The sequence below is a fragment of the Flavonifractor porci genome (assembly GCF_037572415.1).
Taxonomy (GTDB): domain Bacteria; phylum Bacillota; class Clostridia; order Oscillospirales; family Oscillospiraceae; genus Flavonifractor; species Flavonifractor porci.
This window is the reverse complement of sequence record NZ_JBBHLB010000004.1, coordinates 288146-307303: the sequence shown is the minus strand read 5'-3', so window position 1 is coordinate 307303 and position 19158 is coordinate 288146. Positions and strand designations below refer to the sequence as shown.

Annotated in this window: 21 protein-coding genes and 6 tRNA genes; 7 read left to right on the top strand and 20 right to left on the bottom strand. The window is 56.7% G+C overall.

The window, feature by feature from the left end:
- Nucleotides 1-7: 7 nt before the first annotated feature.
- Genes WHJ28_RS05475 through purE form a run of 7 tightly spaced genes read right to left on the bottom strand, consistent with a single transcriptional unit; the run spans nucleotide 8 to nucleotide 5253 of the window.
- Nucleotides 8-715 (bottom strand): IMP cyclohydrolase, encoded by a 708-nt coding sequence (locus WHJ28_RS05475; protein ID WP_340040421.1) that lies wholly within the window; start codon nucleotides 713-715, stop codon nucleotides 8-10.
- A gap of 12 nt (nucleotides 716-727) precedes the next feature.
- The gene (locus WHJ28_RS05470) at nucleotides 728-928 is read right to left on the bottom strand and encodes a hypothetical protein (protein WP_340040419.1); all 201 of its coding nucleotides are present in this window, start codon (nucleotides 926-928) and stop codon (nucleotides 728-730) included.
- Nucleotides 929-942: 14 nt separating this feature from the next.
- Nucleotides 943-1566 carry a phosphoribosylglycinamide formyltransferase gene (purN, locus tag WHJ28_RS05465; RefSeq protein WP_340040418.1) on the bottom strand — a complete coding sequence of 208 codons (624 nt, stop codon included), beginning with the start codon at nucleotides 1564-1566 and terminating at the stop codon, nucleotides 943-945.
- Nucleotides 1563-2606: a phosphoribosylformylglycinamidine cyclo-ligase gene (gene purM, locus WHJ28_RS05460; RefSeq protein ID WP_340040416.1), complete on the bottom strand. Its 1044-nt coding sequence runs from the start codon at nucleotides 2604-2606 to the stop codon at nucleotides 1563-1565. Before purM ends, purN begins: the two co-directional genes overlap by 4 nt.
- 5 nt (nucleotides 2607-2611) lie before the next feature.
- Nucleotides 2612-4033 carry an amidophosphoribosyltransferase gene (locus WHJ28_RS05455; RefSeq protein ID WP_340040414.1) on the bottom strand — a complete coding sequence of 474 codons (1422 nt, stop codon included), beginning with the start codon at nucleotides 4031-4033 and terminating at the stop codon, nucleotides 2612-2614.
- Between the two features lie 39 nt (nucleotides 4034-4072).
- Nucleotides 4073-4759, bottom strand: coding sequence for a phosphoribosylaminoimidazolesuccinocarboxamide synthase (locus WHJ28_RS05450; RefSeq protein WP_340040412.1), 687 nt, complete (start codon nucleotides 4757-4759; stop codon nucleotides 4073-4075).
- Nucleotides 4760-4761: 2 nt separating this feature from the next.
- Nucleotides 4762-5253: a 5-(carboxyamino)imidazole ribonucleotide mutase gene (gene purE, locus WHJ28_RS05445; protein WP_340040411.1), complete on the bottom strand. Its 492-nt coding sequence runs from the start codon at nucleotides 5251-5253 to the stop codon at nucleotides 4762-4764.
- A gap of 376 nt (nucleotides 5254-5629) precedes the next feature.
- Between purE and cls the strand changes: the two genes are divergently transcribed.
- Nucleotides 5630-7162 (top strand): cardiolipin synthase, encoded by a 1533-nt coding sequence (gene cls, locus WHJ28_RS05440; protein WP_340040410.1) that lies wholly within the window; start codon nucleotides 5630-5632, stop codon nucleotides 7160-7162.
- 44 nt (nucleotides 7163-7206) lie between these two features.
- Here cls and WHJ28_RS05435 read toward each other — a convergent pair whose 3' ends face one another.
- From WHJ28_RS05435 to WHJ28_RS05395, 9 genes are all read right to left on the bottom strand, one after another.
- The gene (locus WHJ28_RS05435) at nucleotides 7207-7689 is read right to left on the bottom strand and encodes a GNAT family N-acetyltransferase (protein WP_340040409.1); all 483 of its coding nucleotides are present in this window, start codon (nucleotides 7687-7689) and stop codon (nucleotides 7207-7209) included.
- Nucleotides 7690-8036: 347 nt separating this feature from the next.
- Nucleotides 8037-8110 (bottom strand) — tRNA-Cys (locus tag WHJ28_RS05430).
- Between the two features lie 41 nt (nucleotides 8111-8151).
- Nucleotides 8152-8227, bottom strand: a tRNA-Gly gene (locus tag WHJ28_RS05425).
- Nucleotides 8228-8319: 92 nt separating this feature from the next.
- Nucleotides 8320-8395 (bottom strand) — tRNA-Phe (locus tag WHJ28_RS05420).
- A gap of 68 nt (nucleotides 8396-8463) precedes the next feature.
- Nucleotides 8464-8540: transfer RNA gene (locus tag WHJ28_RS05415), tRNA-Asp, on the bottom strand.
- 36 nt (nucleotides 8541-8576) lie between these two features.
- A tRNA-Val gene (locus WHJ28_RS05410) sits at nucleotides 8577-8652 on the bottom strand.
- 105 nt (nucleotides 8653-8757) lie between these two features.
- Complete coding sequence (gene hslO, locus WHJ28_RS05405; RefSeq protein WP_340040407.1) at nucleotides 8758-9636, bottom strand: Hsp33 family molecular chaperone HslO; 879 nt, start codon at nucleotides 9634-9636, stop codon at nucleotides 8758-8760.
- Between the two features lie 4 nt (nucleotides 9637-9640).
- Nucleotides 9641-10387 carry a class I SAM-dependent DNA methyltransferase gene (locus WHJ28_RS05400; protein WP_340040405.1) on the bottom strand — a complete coding sequence of 249 codons (747 nt, stop codon included), beginning with the start codon at nucleotides 10385-10387 and terminating at the stop codon, nucleotides 9641-9643.
- Complete coding sequence (locus WHJ28_RS05395; protein WP_087189093.1) at nucleotides 10377-10685, bottom strand: YerC/YecD family TrpR-related protein; 309 nt, start codon at nucleotides 10683-10685, stop codon at nucleotides 10377-10379. The genes WHJ28_RS05400 and WHJ28_RS05395 overlap by 11 nt, the downstream gene beginning before the upstream one ends.
- 293 nt (nucleotides 10686-10978) lie before the next feature.
- Between WHJ28_RS05395 and WHJ28_RS05390 the strand changes: the two genes are divergently transcribed.
- Nucleotides 10979-12253 (top strand): adenylosuccinate synthase, encoded by a 1275-nt coding sequence (locus WHJ28_RS05390; protein ID WP_340040402.1) that lies wholly within the window; start codon nucleotides 10979-10981, stop codon nucleotides 12251-12253.
- Between the two features lie 52 nt (nucleotides 12254-12305).
- Here WHJ28_RS05390 and WHJ28_RS05385 read toward each other — a convergent pair whose 3' ends face one another.
- A complete protein-coding gene (locus WHJ28_RS05385) occupies nucleotides 12306-12941 on the bottom strand; it encodes a TetR/AcrR family transcriptional regulator (protein WP_340040400.1) in 636 nt (211 codons plus the stop codon).
- A 193-nt stretch (nucleotides 12942-13134) separates the two neighbouring features.
- Here WHJ28_RS05385 and WHJ28_RS05380 point away from each other — a divergent pair.
- The 3 genes from WHJ28_RS05380 (at nucleotide 13135) to WHJ28_RS05370 (ending at nucleotide 15425) form a co-directional block, all read left to right on the top strand.
- Nucleotides 13135-13208 (top strand) — tRNA-Gly (locus WHJ28_RS05380).
- 469 nt (nucleotides 13209-13677) lie between these two features.
- The gene (locus WHJ28_RS05375) at nucleotides 13678-14211 is read left to right on the top strand and encodes an RNA polymerase sigma factor (RefSeq protein ID WP_340040399.1); all 534 of its coding nucleotides are present in this window, start codon (nucleotides 13678-13680) and stop codon (nucleotides 14209-14211) included.
- Complete coding sequence (locus WHJ28_RS05370; protein ID WP_340040398.1) at nucleotides 14208-15425, top strand: hypothetical protein; 1218 nt, start codon at nucleotides 14208-14210, stop codon at nucleotides 15423-15425. Before WHJ28_RS05375 ends, WHJ28_RS05370 begins: the two co-directional genes overlap by 4 nt.
- Nucleotides 15426-15505: 80 nt before the next feature.
- On the opposite strand, the gene WHJ28_RS05365 is transcribed toward WHJ28_RS05370, so the two are convergent.
- Nucleotides 15506-15649 carry a hypothetical protein gene (locus WHJ28_RS05365; protein WP_340040397.1) on the bottom strand — a complete coding sequence of 48 codons (144 nt, stop codon included), beginning with the start codon at nucleotides 15647-15649 and terminating at the stop codon, nucleotides 15506-15508.
- 112 nt (nucleotides 15650-15761) lie between these two features.
- Between WHJ28_RS05365 and WHJ28_RS05360 the strand changes: the two genes are divergently transcribed.
- Together WHJ28_RS05360 and WHJ28_RS05355 are read left to right on the top strand one after the other, a co-directional pair.
- Complete coding sequence (locus WHJ28_RS05360; protein ID WP_340040395.1) at nucleotides 15762-16646, top strand: LysR family transcriptional regulator; 885 nt, start codon at nucleotides 15762-15764, stop codon at nucleotides 16644-16646.
- A 107-nt stretch (nucleotides 16647-16753) separates the two neighbouring features.
- Complete coding sequence (locus WHJ28_RS05355; protein WP_340040393.1) at nucleotides 16754-17947, top strand: coenzyme F420-0:L-glutamate ligase; 1194 nt, start codon at nucleotides 16754-16756, stop codon at nucleotides 17945-17947.
- A 44-nt stretch (nucleotides 17948-17991) separates the two neighbouring features.
- Here the strand turns inward: WHJ28_RS05355 and WHJ28_RS05350 are convergent, their stop codons facing one another.
- Both WHJ28_RS05350 and WHJ28_RS05345 read right to left on the bottom strand, forming a co-directional pair.
- On the bottom strand, nucleotides 17992-18537 hold the full coding sequence (locus tag WHJ28_RS05350; protein ID WP_340040391.1) for a GNAT family N-acetyltransferase: 546 nt from the start codon (nucleotides 18535-18537) through the stop codon (nucleotides 17992-17994).
- 2 nt (nucleotides 18538-18539) lie between these two features.
- The gene (locus WHJ28_RS05345; RefSeq protein ID WP_340040389.1) at nucleotides 18540-19094 is read right to left on the bottom strand and encodes a phosphatase PAP2 family protein; all 555 of its coding nucleotides are present in this window, start codon (nucleotides 19092-19094) and stop codon (nucleotides 18540-18542) included.
- Between the last annotated feature and the right edge of the window lie 64 nt (nucleotides 19095-19158).

Here is a 19158-nt window from a genome sequence, read left to right as displayed (position 1 = left end):
CTCCTTCTTACTGATGCTTGTTGAGGATAACGGTCTCCCAGCTGCCGGTCATGATGTCGATATAGCGCACAAAAAGGGAGACCTTGTTCTCCTCATTGAGGCTGCACCAGATCAGCTGGGCAAATTCCTCGGGAGTCTCACTGGTGATGGTGATCTGCTCCGGCTCACCCTCGAAGGAGGGCAGGGGATTGCCGTCACCCATGTAGGTATGGATGAAGTGGCCCTGACCGGCCAGGGGCTTCTCATAGGCATAGAAATAGCGGCGGCAGGCGGCGGGATCACCGTCGGCGCTCTTCAGGATGGAGAGCACATAGTCGCCGTCCTTCTTCACAAGGCCGGAGATGCGGGGGGTGTAGTTGGGCTCGTCCGGCTCAAAGGTACGAGTGTGGAGGGCCTGAGAGAAGGTCTTGCCTGCGGCCAGACCCTCACGGATGGTGTCTGTCTGGTCGCCGTTGGTGACGATGGTGGAAGAGCCGAACACCCGGACCGGGTTGTAGATGATGAGAGAGGGATCGGTCATCTTGGAGGGGTCGAAGGCCTGGGTGCGGATGCCGTCGGGGGTCTCCACAAACACACGGTTGCGGGAGTTCTCGCTGCGGCCCATGATAAAGTAGGCAATGACCGCCTTGGCATCGTCGGCGGAGCGGCCCAGCACGATGCCGCGGCCGGGATAGGGATTGGAGCGCAGCAGTTCAGTCAAATCCAGCGTTTTCATAGAAAGACTCCTTTATTTGGATTCCTTGTCTTGGTCGGAGTAAGGAGTAGTGAGCCAGCGGAACAGGTGAAAGCACGCCAGGACAAAGGGGATCAGCAGGGGGATGGCGCCGAGGAGCATCAGGGCGAGGCCCAGATCTCCGCCGAACATGATCCCACCCAGAAACAAAAAGCCGCCGCTGATAACGAGTGCAAGGATGCGCAGATCACTCATTCTCATATCCCTCCTTACGAGATATGGACGGTCCTCCCATCGACTTGGAGGCGTCCTTCACAGAACAGGGAGACAGCCTGGGGCAGAATATGCCACTCGGCCTGCTCCATGACCCGGCGCTGAAGTACCTCGGGGGTGTCGCCAGGCAGGATATCCACCGCCTTCTGAAGAACGATGGGACCGCCGTCGGGCTCCTCATTGACGAAGTGGACGGTGGCGCCGGTGACCTTCACGCCGTAGGCCAGGGCCTTCTCGTGGACGTGGAGGCCATAATAGCCCGCCCCGCAGAAGGATGGGATGAGGGCGGGATGGACGTTGAGGATGGCATTGGGATAGGCCTGTACCATTTCCTCAGTCAGGATGTGCATGAAGCCGGCCAGCACAACCAGATCAATATCCAGTTCCTTCAGCTTGGATACCAGAGCCCGGGTCATGGCCCGGTTGGAGTCGTAGTCCTTCCGGGCTACCACATAGCCGGGGATACCGGCGTTTTTGGCCCGCCCCAGGGCATAGGTGCCGGCTTTGGAGGAGATAACGGCGGCCAGCTCACCGCCGCCCAGCTCACCCCGGTCCCGGGCGCCGATAAGGGCCTGGAGGTTGGTCCCGCCGCCGGAGACCAGTACGGCGATCCTCGTCATACCAGTTCCACCCCGGCGTCGCCGCTAACCACGGAGCCGATGACGTAGGCCTGCTCGCCGGCCTGGCTCAGCAGCTCCATAGCCTGCTCTGCCTGAGCGGCGGGAAGGGCCAGGATCATGCCGATGCCCATGTTGAAGGTGTTGTACATATCCCGCTGGGGGATGCCGCCCTTCTTTTCGATGAGGTCGAAAATGGGCAGGCGGGGGAAAGTGCTCAGATCGATACGGGCGGTGAGACCATCGGTCATCATACGGGGCACGTTCTCGTAGAAGCCACCGCCGGTGATATGGCTGATGGCATGAACGTCGATCCCGCCTTTCAGCAGGGCCAGGATCGCCTTGACATAGATGCGTGTGGGGGTGAGCAGGGTCTCACCCAGGCTTTTGCCGCCCAGCTCCTCCATGGGGGAGGTCAGGTCGGCGTGCTCCACGTCCAGCACCTTGCGCACCAGGGAGAAGCCATTGGAGTGGACGCCGGTGGAGGCCAGACCAATGAGAGTGTCGCCTGCGGCCAGGTCCTTACCGGCGATGATCTTCTCCTCATCCACGATGCCCACAGAGAAGCCGGCCACGTCATAGTCGTCCTCCGCCATCAGGCCGGGATGCTCGGCGGTCTCGCCGCCCACCAGAGCGCAGCCAGCCTGGCGGCAGCCCTCGGTGATACCGGCCACGATGTCGGCGATGCGGGCGGGATCGTTTTTGCCGCAGGCAATGTAGTCCAGGAAGAAGAGGGGTGCGGCGCCGCCGCAGATGATATCATTAACACACATGGCCACACAGTCGATACCAATGGTGTCATGCTTGTCCATCAGCTGGGCCAGCCGCAGCTTGGTGCCCACGCCGTCGGTGCCGGACACCAGCACCGGCTTTTTCATGCCCGCCATGTCGGGTGCAAACAGGCCGCCGAAGCCGCCCAGGGTACCCATTACACCGGGGATATAGGTGGATTCCACCATGGGCTTGATGCGCTCTACCGACTCATAGCCGGCGGTGACATCCACGCCGGCGGCGGCGTAGGACTCGGAGTGAGAGTTTTTCATGTCGGTCATTCCTTTCCTGTCCAGCAGTAGGTACAGATCTTGTCCCGGTCAATACCGATGGCTTCCAGCAGACCCTCCAGGGACTGATATCCCAGAGAATCAAAACCCAATTTCTGACAGATCGCCTTAAGCATACACTGGCCTCGCTGGGTGGATGCGTCGGCATATTCCTCCAGATGCTGTTGGCCTTCGTCTCCCTCCAGCTCCTGAATGGTGCGCCGGGCCAACAGTTCCATGTCAGAGTTGCTGCGGGAGAAATTCAGATACTTGCAGCCGTACATGATGGGCGGGCAGGCAGAACGCATATGGACCTCTTCCGCGCCCGATTCGTAGAGAAACTCCACCGTCTCCCTCAGTTGGGTACCCCGGACGATAGAGTCGTCCACAAACAAAAGTTTTTTACCTTCAATGAGCTCAGGTACGGGGATCTGCTTCATTTTGGCCACCTGATTGCGGGCTGCCTGATTGGCGGGCATGAAGGAGCGGGGCCAGGTGGGGGTGTACTTGACAAAGGGCCGGGCAAAGGCTTTTCCGCTGCGGTTGGCAAAACCGATGGCGTGAGGTACGCCGGAGTCAGGCACGCCGGCCACATAGTCCACCTTGGGCAGCTGGCCTTTCTGAACCTCGTCCCGGGCCATGATCTCACCGTTGCGGTAGCGCATGACCTCCACATTCATTCCCTCGTAGTTGGAGTTGGGATAGCCGTAATAGGTCCATAAGAAAGCACAAATGCGCATTTTGTCTCCGGCGGGAGCCAGAGTTTTCCAACCTTCTGCCGTAAGCCGGATGATCTCGCCAGGACCAAGTTCATAGGCGTCGGTATACCCCAGTTTGTGGTAAGCAAAGGATTCGAAGGAGACACAGCAGCCTTCCTCATTTTGTCCGATGAGTACCGGCAGCCGGCCCAGCTTGTCCCGGGCGGCGATAATGGCATCAGGAGTGAGAAGAAGCATGGTGCAGGAGCCGTCGATCTCCTCCTGGGCATGACGGATACCCGAAACCAGGTCGTCACACTGATTGATGAGAGCGGCGGCCAGTTCAGTGGTATTGACCTTGCCAGAGCTCATGGCCATAAACTGGTGGCCGTGGTCGGAAAAATACCGCTCGATCAGAGCCTCGGAATTGTTGATGATGCCCACGGTAATGATGGCGTAAAGGCCCAAATGGGAGCGGACCAGCAAGGGCTGAGGATCGGTATCGCTGATGCAGCCGATGGCGGCGCATCCCTTGAAGTCCGCCAAATCCTTATCAAACTTGGTGCGGAAGGGCGTGTTTTCGATATTGTGGATCTGTCGCTGGAATCCGCTTTCAGGATCATAGACCGCCATACCGCCCCGTTTGGTACCCAAATGGGAGTGATAGTCGGTGCCGAAAAACACGTCCATCACACAGTCATGCCTGGAGATAGTGCCGAAGAAACCGCCCATTGTTAGTTACACCTCGCAGAAGTTGCATTCGTATCCATCTCAGGCAAAAAAGAGCTTGGACAGAGTCATGGGATCCACATACTGGCCGTCCTTGTAAACGCGCATATTGCCGGAGGCCACCTCGTCGATGAGCATCACGTCGCCATTGGCGTCATAGCCAAACTCAAACTTGATATCATAAAGAACCAGCCCCTTCTCCTTCAGATCATCGGCCACGATCTGGGTGATCTTCTGGGTCATGCTTTTGATATCGTCGTACTGCTTTTCGGTCATGACGCCCAGCACCACCAGGCCGTCCTTGGTGACCAGGGGATCGCCCTTCTCGTCGTTCTTGAAGGTAGTCTCCACATAGGCGGGCAGATCGGCGCCCTCCTGGACATACTCACCGTAGCGGCGCAGGAAGCTGCCAACGGCCTTGTGGCGGCAGATGACCTCAAGTCCCTGGCCAAACACCTTGGCGGGCAGGACTTCCATGGTGGTATCCTTCAGGTCGGCGGACACATAGTGGGTCTTGATGCCGGCGGCATTGATTTTCTCAAAGAAATAAATGGACATACGCAGGTTGACGTCACCCACACCGTCAATGGTCAAACCGACGGAGTTCTCACCGGGATCGAACACGCCGTCCTTGCCGGTGCAGTCGTCTTTGAACTTGAGCAGATAATGGCCGTTATCCAGGGCAAATACGTCCTTGGTCTTACCGGTGTAAACAAGCTTCTTTTCCATGATTAGATCTCCTCCTGAATTCTCTGGTCTTTAGCGGCCACTTCGGCGGCCATGTCTGCCTTGAACTGGGACAATTTATGGGTCAACTCCTCATCGGAGAGAGCCAGCATCTGGGCGGCCAGGATGGCGGCGTTGTCAGCGCCATCCACCGCCACGCAGGCCACGGGGATGCCCTTGGGCATCTGGACCATGGACAGCAGGGAGTCCAGGCCGCCCATCATGGATGTCTTGATGGGGACGCCGATCACAGGCAGCGTGGTGTAAGCGGCCAGCACGCCGGCCAGGTGAGCGGCTTTGCCTGCGGCAGCAATGATGGCCCCAAACCCATTTTCCGCGGCATGGGAAGCCAATTCCTCAGCGGCGGCGGGGGTGCGGTGGGCGGAGATGATGCGGACCTCAGCGGGGATGCCAAAGGAACGCAGACGCTGGATGCAGGGGCGCATGGTGTCCAAATCGGAGTCGGAACCCATAACAACAGCGACTTTTTTGCTCATAAGACCCTCCTGTGTACCTAAAAATTTTTCAGGGCTGGAAAAAATAAATCAGGGCATCCGGTATACGGATGCCCTGATAGATTCAGACCCTGAGGTTGGACAGGTTGGTGCGGCGGATGGATCGCCAGTTTGCGTAAAACCAGTGCAGTGATGACATCCTCGTACCTCCCTTTTTTGTTTCATGTAGAATCATATCGGATTTTTTGACGCTTGGCAAGGCCACTGGTGGATTTTTGTCTTGTTATACAACTTTGACGAAAAAAGGAAGGAGTCCGTTGTGGAAGAAGAAAGAAATCGCTCCCAAAGCGGTTGCGTTCCGGAGTGGCAGAGGCTATACTTGCTGTAGGAAGAGTTTTTTAAATAAGAGGTGACTGCATTGAAAAACAGCCGAACCAAAACCGTAAAAAACAGCGTGGGACGAGCGCTGTTTGTGGCGTTCAGCGTACTGCTCCAGGCAGCCTGGATCGTAGGGCTGGTGCTGCTGCTCAACGACTATTATTATGTTGTCTCTTTGATCACCAGCGTGCTGGCCTTTCTGGTGGTGCTCAATCTCTATGGCAAGCAGATGACCGGACCCATGAAGGCGTCCTGGATCATTCTGATCCTCTTTTTCCCCGTGATGGGCCTGTGTATCTATCTGATGTTGGGACGTCCCAACTGTACCCGTGTCATGCGCCGGCGGTTTGAGCGCCTCCAGCAGCGGACCCATGACCTCTTGCCTGACGGCGAGACGGTGTTGGCCCGGATGGAGAAGCGGGACAAGGGAATCGCCAATCAGCTGCGCTACCTCTCCCGGCGGGCCGGGTTTCCTGCCTATGAGAATACCGACGTAGAGTATTATGCCACGGCGGAAGAGGGATTGGAGGCCCAGAAGCAGGCCCTGCGGCAGGCGGAGCACTTTATCTTTATGGAGTACCACGCCATTGAGGACTCTCAATCCTTCCATGGCCTGAAGGAGATTTTGACGGAGAAAGTCCGGCAAGGGGTGGAAGTGCGGCTGCTGTACGACGACATGGGCAGCATGGGCTTTATCAGCCCGGCGTTTATCAAGCGGATGGAAAAGCTGGGTATCCAGTGCCGGGTGTTCAATCCTCTGATACCGGTACTCAATATTTTTATGAACAACCGGGATCACCGAAAGATCACCGTCATTGACGGCAAGGTGGGTTTTACCGGCGGTTACAATCTGGCGGACGAGTATTTTAACCTGACGCATCCCTTTGGTTGGTGGAAGGACACGGGGGTCAAGCTGACGGGAGATGCGGTGCCCAGTCTGACAGTCATGTTTCTGACCATGTGGAACGGGATCAAGGAGACCGACAAGGACTTTGCTCCTTACCTGCCCAAAGTGGACTATCAGGCCAGGGAACGGTGCGTGGTGGTCCCCTATGGGGACAGTCCCCTGGATAACGAACAGGTGGGGGAGACGGTCTACCTGAATATGGTAAAAAACGCCAAGGACTATGTATATGTTATTACGCCCTACCTGATTTTGGATGACGAAATCATCTCTGAGTTGACCCTGGCGGCCATGCGGGGGGTGGAGGTACGGATCATTACCCCCGGTATCCCGGATAAAAAGTTAGTCTATAAAGCAACTCGTTCCTACTACGGATGTCTGGCGGACCGGGGTGTGCGGATCTTTGAGTATACCCCCGGCTTCTGTCACGCCAAGATGATGCTGTGCGATGGGGAGACGGCGGCAGTGGGTACCATCAATCTGGACTACCGCAGCCTGTACCTCCACTTTGAAAACGGCGTGTTCCTCTATGACTGCAAGGCGGTGGAAGAGGTGGGGAAGGATTTTGCGGATACCTTTGCCCAGTGTCGGGAGGTCACGGAGGATTATCAGGGCAGGAAGTTAGGTCTGGGCCGGACACTGCTGCGGCTCTTCGCCCCCTTGATGTAACAGAAAAGTCTGCCAGGAAATCTGAACCGGCCGGAGGCCTTTTTTCAGTTGAATTTCTCCATCCAGTAGTGGTCATTGTCCTCGCAGACCTTGATCCCATCCTGGTAGCGATAGCCCAGTTTCAAATAAAACTCATGGGAGGTCAGTGAAGCAGAAACCGCCACACGCTTGGCAGCCCGGAACAGCGGATCAGCCTCCAGGGTCTGCACCAATTTTCTGCCCACACCCTTACCTTCCCAGTCAGGCCGTACAAACAGGGCCCTGATCTCGCACTCCCCCGGCCGCTCCTCCATAGGTGCCACAGAGCCGCAGGCCAGCAGCTCATCACCCAGCATGGCTACATAGCTGTGTCCACCTGATTTGGGGATGGCAGCCACACCTTCTGGATTGTAATATTCCACAAACTCCATCAGAGCCTCGCGGGGATAGTCCCGAATGTTGACCTCCAGCAACACCCTGCCAATGAGGGCCGATACCGCAGCCACTTGATTCTCCTCCATGGGACGTATGCAGATCTGTTCTACCATATTCTTTCTCCTTCTCGTCCGTTGGTACAGACGTATTCATTCGCCATCAGTATACCCCCGTCTTTACCGGCTGGCAAGATACTGGAGAAAAAATCACAGTTCCCATGGGCAGTCGTCCAAAAAAGAAACACCAGCCTATCGGCTGGTGTTTCTTTTTGTCTTGTCCGAACACTTTAGATGGCGGACAAGACCGGGGCCCCGCACGGCGGGGCGGCGCGTTTGCACCGTACGAATGTTTTGGCCGCAGGCCAAAACCTCGGCGCAGGCAGAATTCATTTCCGCCGAGCATAATTAAATTCCCCAGGGCTCCATAAAAATAACCACACCTGACGGTGTGGTTATTTTTATGGAGGCGACACCCAGATTCGAACTGGGGGTGGAGCTTTTGCAGAGCTCTGCCTTACCACTTGGCTATGTCGCCATATGGATAAAAGGAAGGGCAGACCTTCCTTTTATCATTTTTGGAGCAGGTGACGAGGCTCGAACTCGCTACCTCCACCTTGGCAAGGTGGCGCTCTACCAGATGAGCTACACCTGCATCTGCTTCCATCCTATGAAAGGAACGAATCGCATATGCCTGAATTTTAAGGATGCCCCCGGTGGATACCATACGGTATCCACCGGGAACGGTGGTGCCTCCGGCCGGAATCGAACCAGCGACACGGGGATTTTCAGTCCCCTGCTCTACCAACTGAGCTACAGAGGCAAATCACGATGCGGGAGGGGCCTTTGCCTCATCCTCCGGATGAACTTCAGCCATCCACATCGAAAAAATGGCGACGCGGAAGGGACTTGAACCCTCGACCTCCGGCGTGACAGGCCGGCGTTCTAACCAACTGAACTACCGCGCCAGACGGTAGGGGGTACGGGAGCTCCCAGAAAGGGAGTGGTGGGAACAACAGGGCTCGAACCTGTGACATCATGCTTGTAAGGCATGCGCTCTCCCAGCTGAGCTATGCTCCCTCGTTCTTGTTTTGGTTTCGTTTGGCTGTCGGGCCAAGCGACGAAAGTTATTATACAAGAACGCCCCCCACTTGTCAACAACTTTTTTCGATTTTTTTCAAAAAATCATAGAGAGGTTAAAAGGCCTTGCAGGTCCTCACCTGTAAAGCTATAAACCTTGTCGCAAAACTGACAAGTTAGCTCTGCCTTGCCCTGCTCTTTGATGAGGGCCTCCAGTTCCTCCCTGCCCATACTGATGAGGGCGCGGGTCACCCGCTCACGGCTGCAATAACAGCGGTACTCCACCGGCTCCTCACTGAGGACCTCCAGGTCAAAGGCAGACAGAACACGCTCCACCAGGCTGCGGGCACTCTCACCGTTGCGCATAGCCTCGCTAACGGGGCCCACCTTGGCAATTCCCTCTTCAATCGCAGTAATGACGCTGTCGTCCGCACCAGGCAGCAGCTGAATCAGATAACCACCGGCACACAGCACACTCTGGTCCACATCCACCAGTACACCCAAGGCACAGGCGGAGGGAATCTGCTCACTTTCCGCAAAATAAGAAGTGATGTCCTCGGCGATCTCACCGGATATCAGAGGGATGGTACCCACATAGGGCTCCTTCATGTTCATGTCCTTAATAACAGTAAGAGAGCCGTCCTTGCCCACAGCAGAGCCCACATCCAGCTTGGCAGGGCCCTTCAAGGGCAGATCAACCAGGGGGTTGACCACATAGCCCCGGGCATTTCCGGCGCTGTCGGACACCACAGTAATACCACCCAGAGGGCCATCGCCTTTGATCCGCAGGGTGACAGAGCCGTTTTCCTCCTTCAGCTGGTTACCCATCATGGAAGCCGCCATCAGGCTGCGGCCCAGAGCTGCGGTGGCCACCGGCAGGGTCTTGTGGATCTGCCTGGCCCGCTCCACCATGGCCTTGGCGGAAATGGCCGAGGCCTTGACGGGAGCGTCCTTGGCCAGAACGCGAATGATCGAATCTGACATACGTTTAAAATTCCTTTCGTGCGGCGAAAAAGATGCGCTGTTCCCCCGGTCCGGGGCGGCGCATCTTCAGTTCGCCATATTGCTTGATCTGCCGGAAACCAGCCTGGTGCAGCATCTGCTCCAACTCCTCCGGCTCATAGGCGTATTCCTCATGGACCTCCTCCATCCGGCTCCACAGCCCGTTTTCCTCCTGACAGAAGATATCGAAGCCGTAGGTACAGATGCGCCGGCGTGGAGAATACTCCGCCCGCCAGATACAGCAGGCATCCTCGTCCTCATCCATAAAAAGCTGACCGTCCAGCCCTTTCAGCTTGTCCGGGGTATTGATATCAAAGAGGAACAGTCCTCCCGGCATCAAAAAGGTATGGACCCGCTGAAAGGCCCGCGCCAGTTTTTTGGGCTGGGTAACATAGTTTACACTGTCCAGGCAGCAAACACAGGCATCGATGGTACCATACAGGTCCAGCTTCTCCATGGCCTGGTGCAGAAAGATAGGAGGAATCCCCTCTACGTCCCGGGCCTTCTCGGCCGCCTGGGCCAGCATCTCCTCCGACAGATCGGCACCGATCATCTCGTAGCCCCGCTGGGCCAGTTCACAGGTCAGGGTACCAGTACCACAGGCCAGGTCCAGCACGGTATGGATGGGCAGCTTATTGCGGGCAAAGTGTTTCTCCAGATAGTCGGCCCAGGCAGCGTAGGGAACGTCGGCTGTAAAACGGTCATAACAGCCGGCCAGATATTCATACGCCATTGCCGCTCTGCTTCTCCTTGATCCGGGGCAGCACAGCCTGATATCCGTCAGCACCGTACTGCAAAGACCGGTTCACCCGGCTGATAGTGGCGCTGGAGGCGCCGGTGCGCTCCAGAATGTCATTGTAGATCATGCCCTCGGACAGCAGCATGGCCACTTCAAAGCGCTGTTCCATGGCCCGCAGTTCCGCCACCGTACAGAGGTCGGAAAAGAACTTCCGGCACTCGTCCAGGTCCTTCAGGGTGAGGATCGCTTCATACAGCAGATCACTGTGTTCCCGCTTTTCGTTTTTCGTCATAGAGTAGTTGACCTCCTGATGATTCTCTTTCAGAAACCGAAGGGCAGCTTCCAAGCCGCCCGTTTTTCTTATTTTATCAAAGTGAAGTGTGGAAGTAAACCTCTTTTTTTACTTTTCCAACAAAGCCCGGCATTTTGGAAGGTGATGGCAATGCTTTTATGACATTTTTTCTCTTTTTCTACCTTGATTCAGAGGTAAAAGCGTAATATAATACCATTAGGGGAATGATATCCCCATGGATTGCCGACGGGAAAAGGCCAATGCGCGAATCCCCGCGGCAGGAGGAATCCGACATGGTGAAAGCAATCGTAGGCGCCAACTGGGGCGACGAAGGCAAGGGCAAGATCACCGATCTGCTGGCGGAAAAGTCCGATGTGGTCATCCGTTTTCAGGGCGGTGCCAATGCGGGCCATACCATCATCTGCGATTATGGTAAATTTGCCCTGCATCAGCTGCCTTCCGGTGTGTTCTATTCCCACACCACCAACATCATCGGCAATGGCGTTGCCCTGGATGTGACGAAATTTGCCGCCGAACTCAAGCATCTGGAGGACGGCGGCGTACCCGCTCCCCACATCATCGTGGATCAGCGGGCTCAGCTTCTGATGAGTTACCATGTGCTGCTGGATAGCTGCGAGGAGGAGCGTCTGGCCGGCGCCGCCTTTGGCTCCACCAAGTCCGGCATCGCTCCCTTCTATTCCGACAAATATGCCAAGATTGGTATTCAGGTGGCCGATCTGTGGCACGAGGATCGGCTCAAGGCTCAGCTGGAACATATCTGCGCCCTGAAAAACGTTCTTCTGGAGCACCTGTACCATAAGCCTCTTCTGGAACCCAAGGCTCTGTTTGAGGAACTGATGGGCTATAAGAAGATTCTGGAGCCCTACGTGGGTGATGCAGTTAGCTTTGTTCACCAGGCCCTGAAGGAAGGCAAGCAGGTGCTGCTGGAGGGTCAGCTGGGTTCCATGAAGGACCCCAACCTGGGCATCTGCCCCATGACCACTTCCTCCCACACGCTGGCCGGCTTCGGTACTGTGGGTGGCGGAGTGCCTCCCACGGCATTCTCCGACATCGTGACTGTAACCAAGGCCTATTCTTCCGCCGTGGGCGCCGGTGCCTTTGTCAGCGAGCTCTTCGGCGATGAGGCGGAGGAACTGCGCCGCCGGGGCGGCGACGCCGGCGAGTACGGCGCCACCACCGGCCGTCCCCGTCGGGTGGGCTGGTTTGACACCGTGGCTACCCGGTACGGTTGTATGGTACAGGGCACCACTCAGGTAGCTCTCACTGCCATTGACTGTCTGGGCTATCTGGATGAGATCAAGGTATGTACCGGCTACGAGATCAACGGTAAAGTGACCCGGGACTTCCCGGTACCCGCCCTGCTGGATCAGGCCAAGCCAATCTACACCACTCTGCCCGGCTGGAAGTGCGATATCCGGGGCGTTACCGACTTTGATGCCCTGCCTCAGCAGGCCAAGGACTATGTGACCTTCCTGGAACAGGAGATCGAGTATCCCATCACCATTGTCTCCACCGGCCCCAAGCGCCACGAGATCTGCTATCGTTAAAACAGAGAACCCGGTCCGGAAATCCGGACCGGGTTCAATTTGTATACAGTACTTACATATTCGCTTTGGTCAGAGAGGCCAGCAGCAGCCGGGCGCCGTGCTGAAGGTACTCCTCCCGAGTCAGGCCCAAGGTATTCTGGATGTAATTCTCCCGCTGTTCAGCAGTATGAACCATACCAGACAGCGCAGACCAGAAGAGAAGCACGGTCTCTACAGGAGGCAGCTGAGAACGGACGGCACCGTCCGCTGCACCCCGCACCAGAAAATCAGCCAACTCCTGCTCAATCTCATCACTGACACGCAGGATGTCCGACATTCCCTTCTGAAGTGTATCCCCATCCTGAGATAGAGGAATGGCTCCAGTGGCGGCATCATATGCGGTGGGGTTTTCGTCATAGAAACGCACGATCGCCTGGCATACCGCATCATAGGCCTGGAACCAATCGCTGTGACTCTCAATAGCCTCATGGAGTTTTTTCTTCAACAGCACCATCCCACTGAGGAGGATCGCGTTGATGATCTCCTCCTTGCTCTGAAAATAGACATACAGAGTCGCCTTGCTGTACTCAGCCTCCCGGGCAATGTCATCCATGGTGGTCTTTTCGGTGCCCTTTTCCGCAAACAGCCGCTCGGCAGCAGCCAGGATGGAGCCCCGATGGAATTCAGTCAGCGCCTGTTTTTTACTCATCGTACTTCCAACCTTTCCATACCCTTTCAGTTATTATACCTTTGGTTTAAGAAATGATATCATGGATTGGAAAGGATTGCAAGGTTTTTTGTGTTTTTTCAGACTACACAGAGACGCACCGCGAAAGGCGTCGCAAAAATTTCCTTGCCAAATACCAGGCAGTATGCTATAATGCTCAAGTCAACAAATCGTTGCAGGTATAGTTCAGTGGCAGAACGTCAGCTTCCCAAGCTGAATATGAGGGTTCGATTCCCTTTACCTGCTCCACGTCGGAGCAAGCTTTGTATCGCTTGCTCCGACTTATTTTATAAGTCAGAGCGCGCTCACGCCGCTGCTCCTCCTTTCCAAATTACAACCGCTAACGCTGGGTTGTAATTTGGTTTTGGGTGCAAACCTGGAAGCTGCGGCATCTATACTGTTTCGATGTTCCAAAAAAGAAAGACATCCGCTTCATGCAGATGTCTTTCTTTTTTGTTCTGGCCGCCCGATGGTGGCCAGAAGCCTTTCATATCGAAATGCTCGGGGCAAGTAAATTGCCCCTCCGCCTAGGTTTTGTATCCGCAAAACACTTGTACGGCGCATAAGCGCCGCTTTCTGAAAAAGATACGATATATGTCGTATCTCTTTTTATTTTTACGCCCCTGGGGCCCACAGATGAAACCAGAAGCAGTACCCATGTGATATTATAAGTGAAAGCTGCTTTCGCACAAGTTGGGGGCCATATATGAGAGAATCAATGATCTTGCAGAAAATAAAAACCGGCGACCCATCGGGCCTCAAAGCACTGATGGAGCTTTATGTGCCGTATATTTCCGTCATCGTATGGAACATCCTCCAGGATGCCATGTCGCCGCAGGACGCAGAGGAAGTGGTCTCCGACGTGTTTCTTGCCGCATGGGAACAGTCTGCCGATTTGAGGGCTGGTCATGTCAAAGGTTGGTTGGGCACCGTCGCCAGAAACAAGGCAAAAAATAAACTCCGTCAAATGGGCCGCACTGTTTCTCTGGAAGAAAACAGTATGGATATTCCAACCTCAAACGACCTGTCAGAGGCCATGGAACAGGACGAAGAGCGGCGCCTGGTCCGCCAAGCGGTGGACGCACTGCCCCCAGAGGACAAGGAAATCTTTCTCCGGCATTACTATTACGCCCAATCAATCAAAGAGATCTCAGCTCATATGGCCCTGAACGAATCCACCATAAAAACCAAGCTGAGGCGCGGTCGCATAAAACTCAAAGAAGCGTTGACGAAAGGGGGAGCAGGCTGTTGAAACGTGAGATCTTTGATTTGCTGGATCACTATCAGGAGGACAGCATCCTCTTAACAGATACCACACCCCTCTCCCCCACCAGGATTGAGGAGTTGACGATGAAACGATTCAAACAGAACTATAGAACCAGGAGAACCCGCCATCTGACCCGGGGACTTCTGGTAGCAGCAATCATCGCGTCCCTTTGCTGCCTCACTGCCTTTGCGGTGGTTCTGACGCTGCGGGACGCGGCTCGGGCAGATATGGGCATATCCAAAGAGGCCCCCATCGAAGAGTGGACTGAATATGCTACTCCCCCCCAAACCGGCACCCAGTCGGCGCCCCAGGCCACCCTGGTCGCAACCATGTGCAGCGGAAATCAACTGTATGCCTATATTGCGGCTTCTCCGGTATCCCAGGAGGCGGGTGTGGTTCTTGCGGACAACTCGCCGGAATATGAATGGGGTCCCCGGGGCGGATTCGAGGGATGCAGCGCCCTCAATCTGGAGCAAGCCAGCTACGACCCCGATACGCAAACCTCTCTGGTCAAGGTATCCATGACTTTGGAGGACCCTGAACTGGAGCAGGTAGAGGTGAGCATGAACCTCAACCATAACTTCAAGCCCATCGCTGCTTACGGCCCGGTGACGGTACCGGTGACTGAGAGCCAGACCCTCACCTGCCCGGCAGACATTACAGTAGTCAATACCACCCGGCAGATGAAGGAAGCCTGGGGGCTGCGGCCCGACCAGCCGGAATTCTCCGAATATATCCAGGAGGGCACCATCTATCAGATCTCCATCTGCGCGGGCTATATCGAACTGGAGATGCGCACCCCCACTCTGGAGGAGTGGACGGCCGCCTCCGGCGCTGAGATTCTGCTGGAACTGGAGCAGCGTTCCGACATACCGCTGCCCCCGCAGTTGGAGGGTTATCTGGTCAGAGACACATACAGCGGCAGCTGGTGGGTCAGCGTAGAGGAAGCCTTGGCAGACGCCCGGCTGAACTACCGGGACGGCACCTCGGAACTGATTGCTCAAATCCCCAACCCCTATGCCGGAACCTGGGGGCCTGGCAAGAGCCCCTACCCCGGATCCAGTAGGGACGGCATCCACGTCTTCCGCTTCACCCCTGCCCAGGCTTTTGATCTGAGTCAGGTGGAATCCATCACCATCGGCAGCGTAACCTACCCATTCCTTCACACGGAAGGTTTGTCCCAATCACTCACAACATAATAAAAGCCGCCCGGGGGGGCTGCCCAACGGCAGCCCCCCCGGGCTTCTATCGGTTCTCCCCAACCGAAGCAGAACTCAAATCATACACCACGGATGCAGCTCTGGAACGCTTTCCAGGGGCTTCCCTTCCAATAGGCGCGCATGACGTCTACCGACATACCCTTTCCCATCAGCTCGTAGCCGTTGTTTTTCCGATCCATTACCATCATGTTGTTCTTCTTCATGGAAATCGCTCCTTTCTGTTGTAACGCTCTTGCCTTCCTTCTGGCTATAGTATACAATAGAGTTTACTATGAAGCAAACGAATCTTTTTCATATAATATATGATGAAATGGAATGGTTATTTTGAGTTTGATCAAGTATCAGATCCTGTTGAAAACTGTGGAGGTGGGAGGCATCACCAGGGCAGCGGAGGCCTTGGGGTATACCCAATCGGCAGCCAGCCGGATGATCGCCGCCCTGGAGCAGGAGTGGGACATGGAGCTTCTGGTCCGGGGCCGTGGCGGCGTCCGGCTCAGCCCCGCCGGTGAAACCCTCCTCCCCTATCTGCGCTCCGTCTGCACCGCCCACAAGGAACTGGAGGAGCAGGTGGCTGACCTCCACGGCCTGACCCGGGGTACCCTGCGAGTGGGCACCTTCACCAGTGTATCCATCCACTGGCTCCCCGCAATCATGAAAGAGTTTCTCCAACGCTATCCCGGCATTCACTTTGAACTGGTGAGCAGCTGGGAGTTTGCCGAGATCGAGGACATGGTACGCCAGGGCGCCGTGGACTGCGGCTTCCTGGGCCTGCCCGCCGGGGAGGGACTGGATACCATCGCCCTGCGCCAGGACCGCCTGTTGGCGGTGCTCCCCCCCGACCACCCGCTGGCCCACGCCCCCTGCTACCCCATGGATCGCTTCACCCAGGACCCCTATATCCGTATCAATGAGGAACGCGACGTAGAGATCGACCACATTTTTCAGGAGGAGGGACTCCACCCCAACCTCCAATATACAGTCAACGACGATTTTGCAATTCTGTCCATGATCGAGCAGGGGCTGGGGGTGAGCATCATGCCTGAACTGGTACTCCAGAGTTCCGGTCGATCCTTTGCCGCCATTCCCCTGGAGCACCCCCGCAGTCGCCAGATCGGCGTGGCGGTGCGCAGCGGCAAGCTTCTCTCTCCCCTGACAGCCCGGTTCCTGGACATGGTCCGGCAATGGGTATCCGTCGAATAAAGTCTCTGGGCAAAGAAAAAACCTTTTACAAGCAGAAAAAAATATAGTATAATTTCACCGTTACGGGAATACCGCAGCGAATCCAACTATAGTAGGAGTGTTGTTCTATGAGCCGGATGGTCGGCACCGTATCCATGGGTATCCGCGCCCCCATTATCCGCAGCGGAGATGACCTGGCCGAGATCGTCACCAGGTCTGTCCTGGAGGCGGTCAACGATGGCGCGTTCTCCGTACGCGACCGCGACGTGGTCGCCATGACTGAGGCCATTGTGGCCCGCGCCCAGGGAAACTACGCTTCGGTGGACGATATTGCCGCCGATGTAAAGGCCAAGCTGGGCGGAGAGACCATTGGCGTGATCTTCCCCATCCTCAGCCGCAACCGTTTTGCCATCTGCCTGCGGGGCATTGCCAAAGGTGCCAAGAAGGTAGTCCTGATGCTGTCCTATCCCTCCGATGAGGTGGGCAATCACCTCATTGACGAGGATCTGATGGACGAAAAGGGCGTGGATCCCTATAAGGATGTGCTCTCTCTGGAGCGCTACCGTGAGCTGTTCGGCTATACCACCCACCCCTTTACCGGGGTGGACTATGTGGACTATTATTCCAACCTGATCCGGGAGTCCGGCGCCGAGGTAGAGGTCATCTTCGCCAACGATCCCCGGGCCATTCTGCCTTATACCAAGAACGTGCTGGCCTGCGACATCCATACCCGCGCCCGTACCAAGCGCCGTCTGGTTGCCGCCGGCGGCGAGAAGGTGTTCTGTCTGGACGAGATCATGACCGCCCCTGTCAACGGCAGCGGTTACAACGAGAAGTATGGCCTGCTGGGCTCCAACAAATCCACCGAGGACAAGGTAAAGCTCTTCCCCCGTCCTTGCCAGGATCTGGTTGAGGAAGTCCAGGCCCGACTGCTGAAAGCCACTGGCAAGCACGTGGAGGTTATGGTCTACGGCGACGGCGCCTTCAAGGACCCTGTGGGCAAGATCTGGGAGCTGGCCGACCCGGTGGTCTCCCCCGCTTACACTGCCGGTCTGGAGGGTACTCCCAATGAGCTGAAGCTGAAGTACCTGGCTGACAACGACTTTGCCGCTCTGTCCGGCGAGGCGCTGCGGGAGGCCATCAAGGGCGAGATCAAGAAAAAGGATGGCTCTCTGGTGGGCAAGATGGCCGCTCAGGGCACCACCCCCCGCCGTTTGACCGATCTGATCGGTTCTCTGTGCGATCTGACCTCCGGCTCCGGCGACAAGGGTACTCCTATCGTCTACATCCAGGGCTACTTCGACAACTACACCACCGAATAAACTCAGATAAAACGGACGCCGGTCCTATGGGACCGGCGTCCGTTTTATAATGGCTTACTCATCAAAATGGCGGCCTGACTGCCTCCCTCTGTACGGTAGGCATCGGGCAGCAGGCCAAAACGCTCAAACCCACAGCATTCATAGAGGGCTACCGCCCGGGCATTGTCCTCCATCACAGACAGCTCCATGCGGGCATAGCCCATGCGCCCAGCTTCCCGGCACAGTCCATCCACCAGTGCCCGGCCAAGGCCCTGGCCCCACCAACGGCGGCGGATAGACAGCCCCAACTCAGCCCGGTGGCCACATTTGCGGTTGGCGGCTGCGGGGCCCACACCCCCCAGTCCAATCAGCCTTCCCTCCACAAATCCGGCCAGCATCAATCTGCCCGGGCTGGCCAGCTGCCGTTTGAGGAAGGCCTGTTCCTCCCGCAGGGTATTGCTGATCTCCTCCGGCAGAAAAGCGGTAAATGGGCTCTCCGCCGCCACCCGGCGCAGATGGCGCAGCACCATCTCTCCGTCCTCCGGGCGGGGACTGCGAAGCAGGCACTGGCTTCCATTCCGCAGAGTGGTCTGCATCTCTTCTGCCCGCATGGTTATGCCTCCCAGCCCCGCCAGGCGGCCAGCCCCTTCCAGATAAGCCAGGCCAGCCAGCCGCACAGCAGACCCACCACCATACCGGCCAACACGTCTGTAGGGAAGTGGACGCCCACATAGAGCCGGGAGAAGCCCATCAGAGCGGCCATCACCAGGGACATCACCTTCATCCACCGCCGGGTCAGGGTTCGGCACCAGGCAGAGGCCGCCGCAAAGGCGGCGCAGGTATGGCCCGAGGGGAAGGAATTGGGGTCGTGCTCGGCCACCAGCGGGATCAGCCCCTCTACCACCAGCCAGGGCCGGTCCCGGCCCACCAGGTGTTTGAGCGCCACATTGGTACACAGCAGGCCCAGCAGCATGGCGATCAAGCTGACAAAGCCCGCCTTGCGGGTCCTGGGAATACAGAGGAGCACCACCGACAGCACGATCCACAGGATGCCAGCGTCGCCCATCCGGGTGTAAACGATCATGATAGGGTCCAGTAGAGCACAGCGCAGGAAGTTCTGGATCCACAGCAGAATACCGCCGTCTATCTGCAGCAGCCATTGGGGCATAATAAGTTCCTCCTATTGGAAAGAGGACGGCGGTACTATGACCGCCGCCCTCCCTATTTTGATC

Coding starts and splice junctions, on each gene's coding strand:
- WHJ28_RS05435 (WP_340040409.1), bottom strand. CDS start 7,689: ATGGTAGAACAGATCTGCATACGTCCCATGGAGGAGAATCAAGTGGCT.
- WHJ28_RS05400 (WP_340040405.1), bottom strand. CDS start 10,387: ATGGCGTATGAATATCTGGCCGGCTGTTATGACCGTTTTACAGCCGAC.
- WHJ28_RS05395 (WP_087189093.1), bottom strand. CDS start 10,685: ATGACGAAAAACGAAAAGCGGGAACACAGTGATCTGCTGTATGAAGCG.
- hslO (WP_340040407.1), bottom strand. CDS start 9,636: ATGTCAGATTCGATCATTCGCGTTCTGGCCAAGGACGCTCCCGTCAAG.
- WHJ28_RS05470 (WP_340040419.1), bottom strand. CDS start 928: ATGAGTGATCTGCGCATCCTTGCACTCGTTATCAGCGGCGGCTTTTTG.
- WHJ28_RS05455 (WP_340040414.1), bottom strand. CDS start 4,033: ATGGGCGGTTTCTTCGGCACTATCTCCAGGCATGACTGTGTGATGGAC.
- WHJ28_RS05450 (WP_340040412.1), bottom strand. CDS start 4,759: ATGGAAAAGAAGCTTGTTTACACCGGTAAGACCAAGGACGTATTTGCC.
- WHJ28_RS05350 (WP_340040391.1), bottom strand. CDS start 18,537: ATGCGGGCAGAAGAGATGCAGACCACTCTGCGGAATGGAAGCCAGTGC.
- WHJ28_RS05365 (WP_340040397.1), bottom strand. CDS start 15,649: ATGAAGAAGAACAACATGATGGTAATGGATCGGAAAAACAACGGCTAC.
- WHJ28_RS05385 (WP_340040400.1), bottom strand. CDS start 12,941: ATGAGTAAAAAACAGGCGCTGACTGAATTCCATCGGGGCTCCATCCTG.
- WHJ28_RS05360 (WP_340040395.1), top strand. CDS start 15,762: ATGGTTATTTTGAGTTTGATCAAGTATCAGATCCTGTTGAAAACTGTG.
- purE (WP_340040411.1), bottom strand. CDS start 5,253: ATGAGCAAAAAAGTCGCTGTTGTTATGGGTTCCGACTCCGATTTGGAC.
- purN (WP_340040418.1), bottom strand. CDS start 1,566: ATGACGAGGATCGCCGTACTGGTCTCCGGCGGCGGGACCAACCTCCAG.
- WHJ28_RS05390 (WP_340040402.1), top strand. CDS start 10,979: ATGGTGAAAGCAATCGTAGGCGCCAACTGGGGCGACGAAGGCAAGGGC.
- purM (WP_340040416.1), bottom strand. CDS start 2,606: ATGAAAAACTCTCACTCCGAGTCCTACGCCGCCGCCGGCGTGGATGTC.
- WHJ28_RS05355 (WP_340040393.1), top strand. CDS start 16,754: ATGAGCCGGATGGTCGGCACCGTATCCATGGGTATCCGCGCCCCCATT.
- WHJ28_RS05375 (WP_340040399.1), top strand. CDS start 13,678: ATGATCTTGCAGAAAATAAAAACCGGCGACCCATCGGGCCTCAAAGCA.
- WHJ28_RS05345 (WP_340040389.1), bottom strand. CDS start 19,094: ATGCCCCAATGGCTGCTGCAGATAGACGGCGGTATTCTGCTGTGGATC.
- WHJ28_RS05475 (WP_340040421.1), bottom strand. CDS start 715: ATGAAAACGCTGGATTTGACTGAACTGCTGCGCTCCAATCCCTATCCC.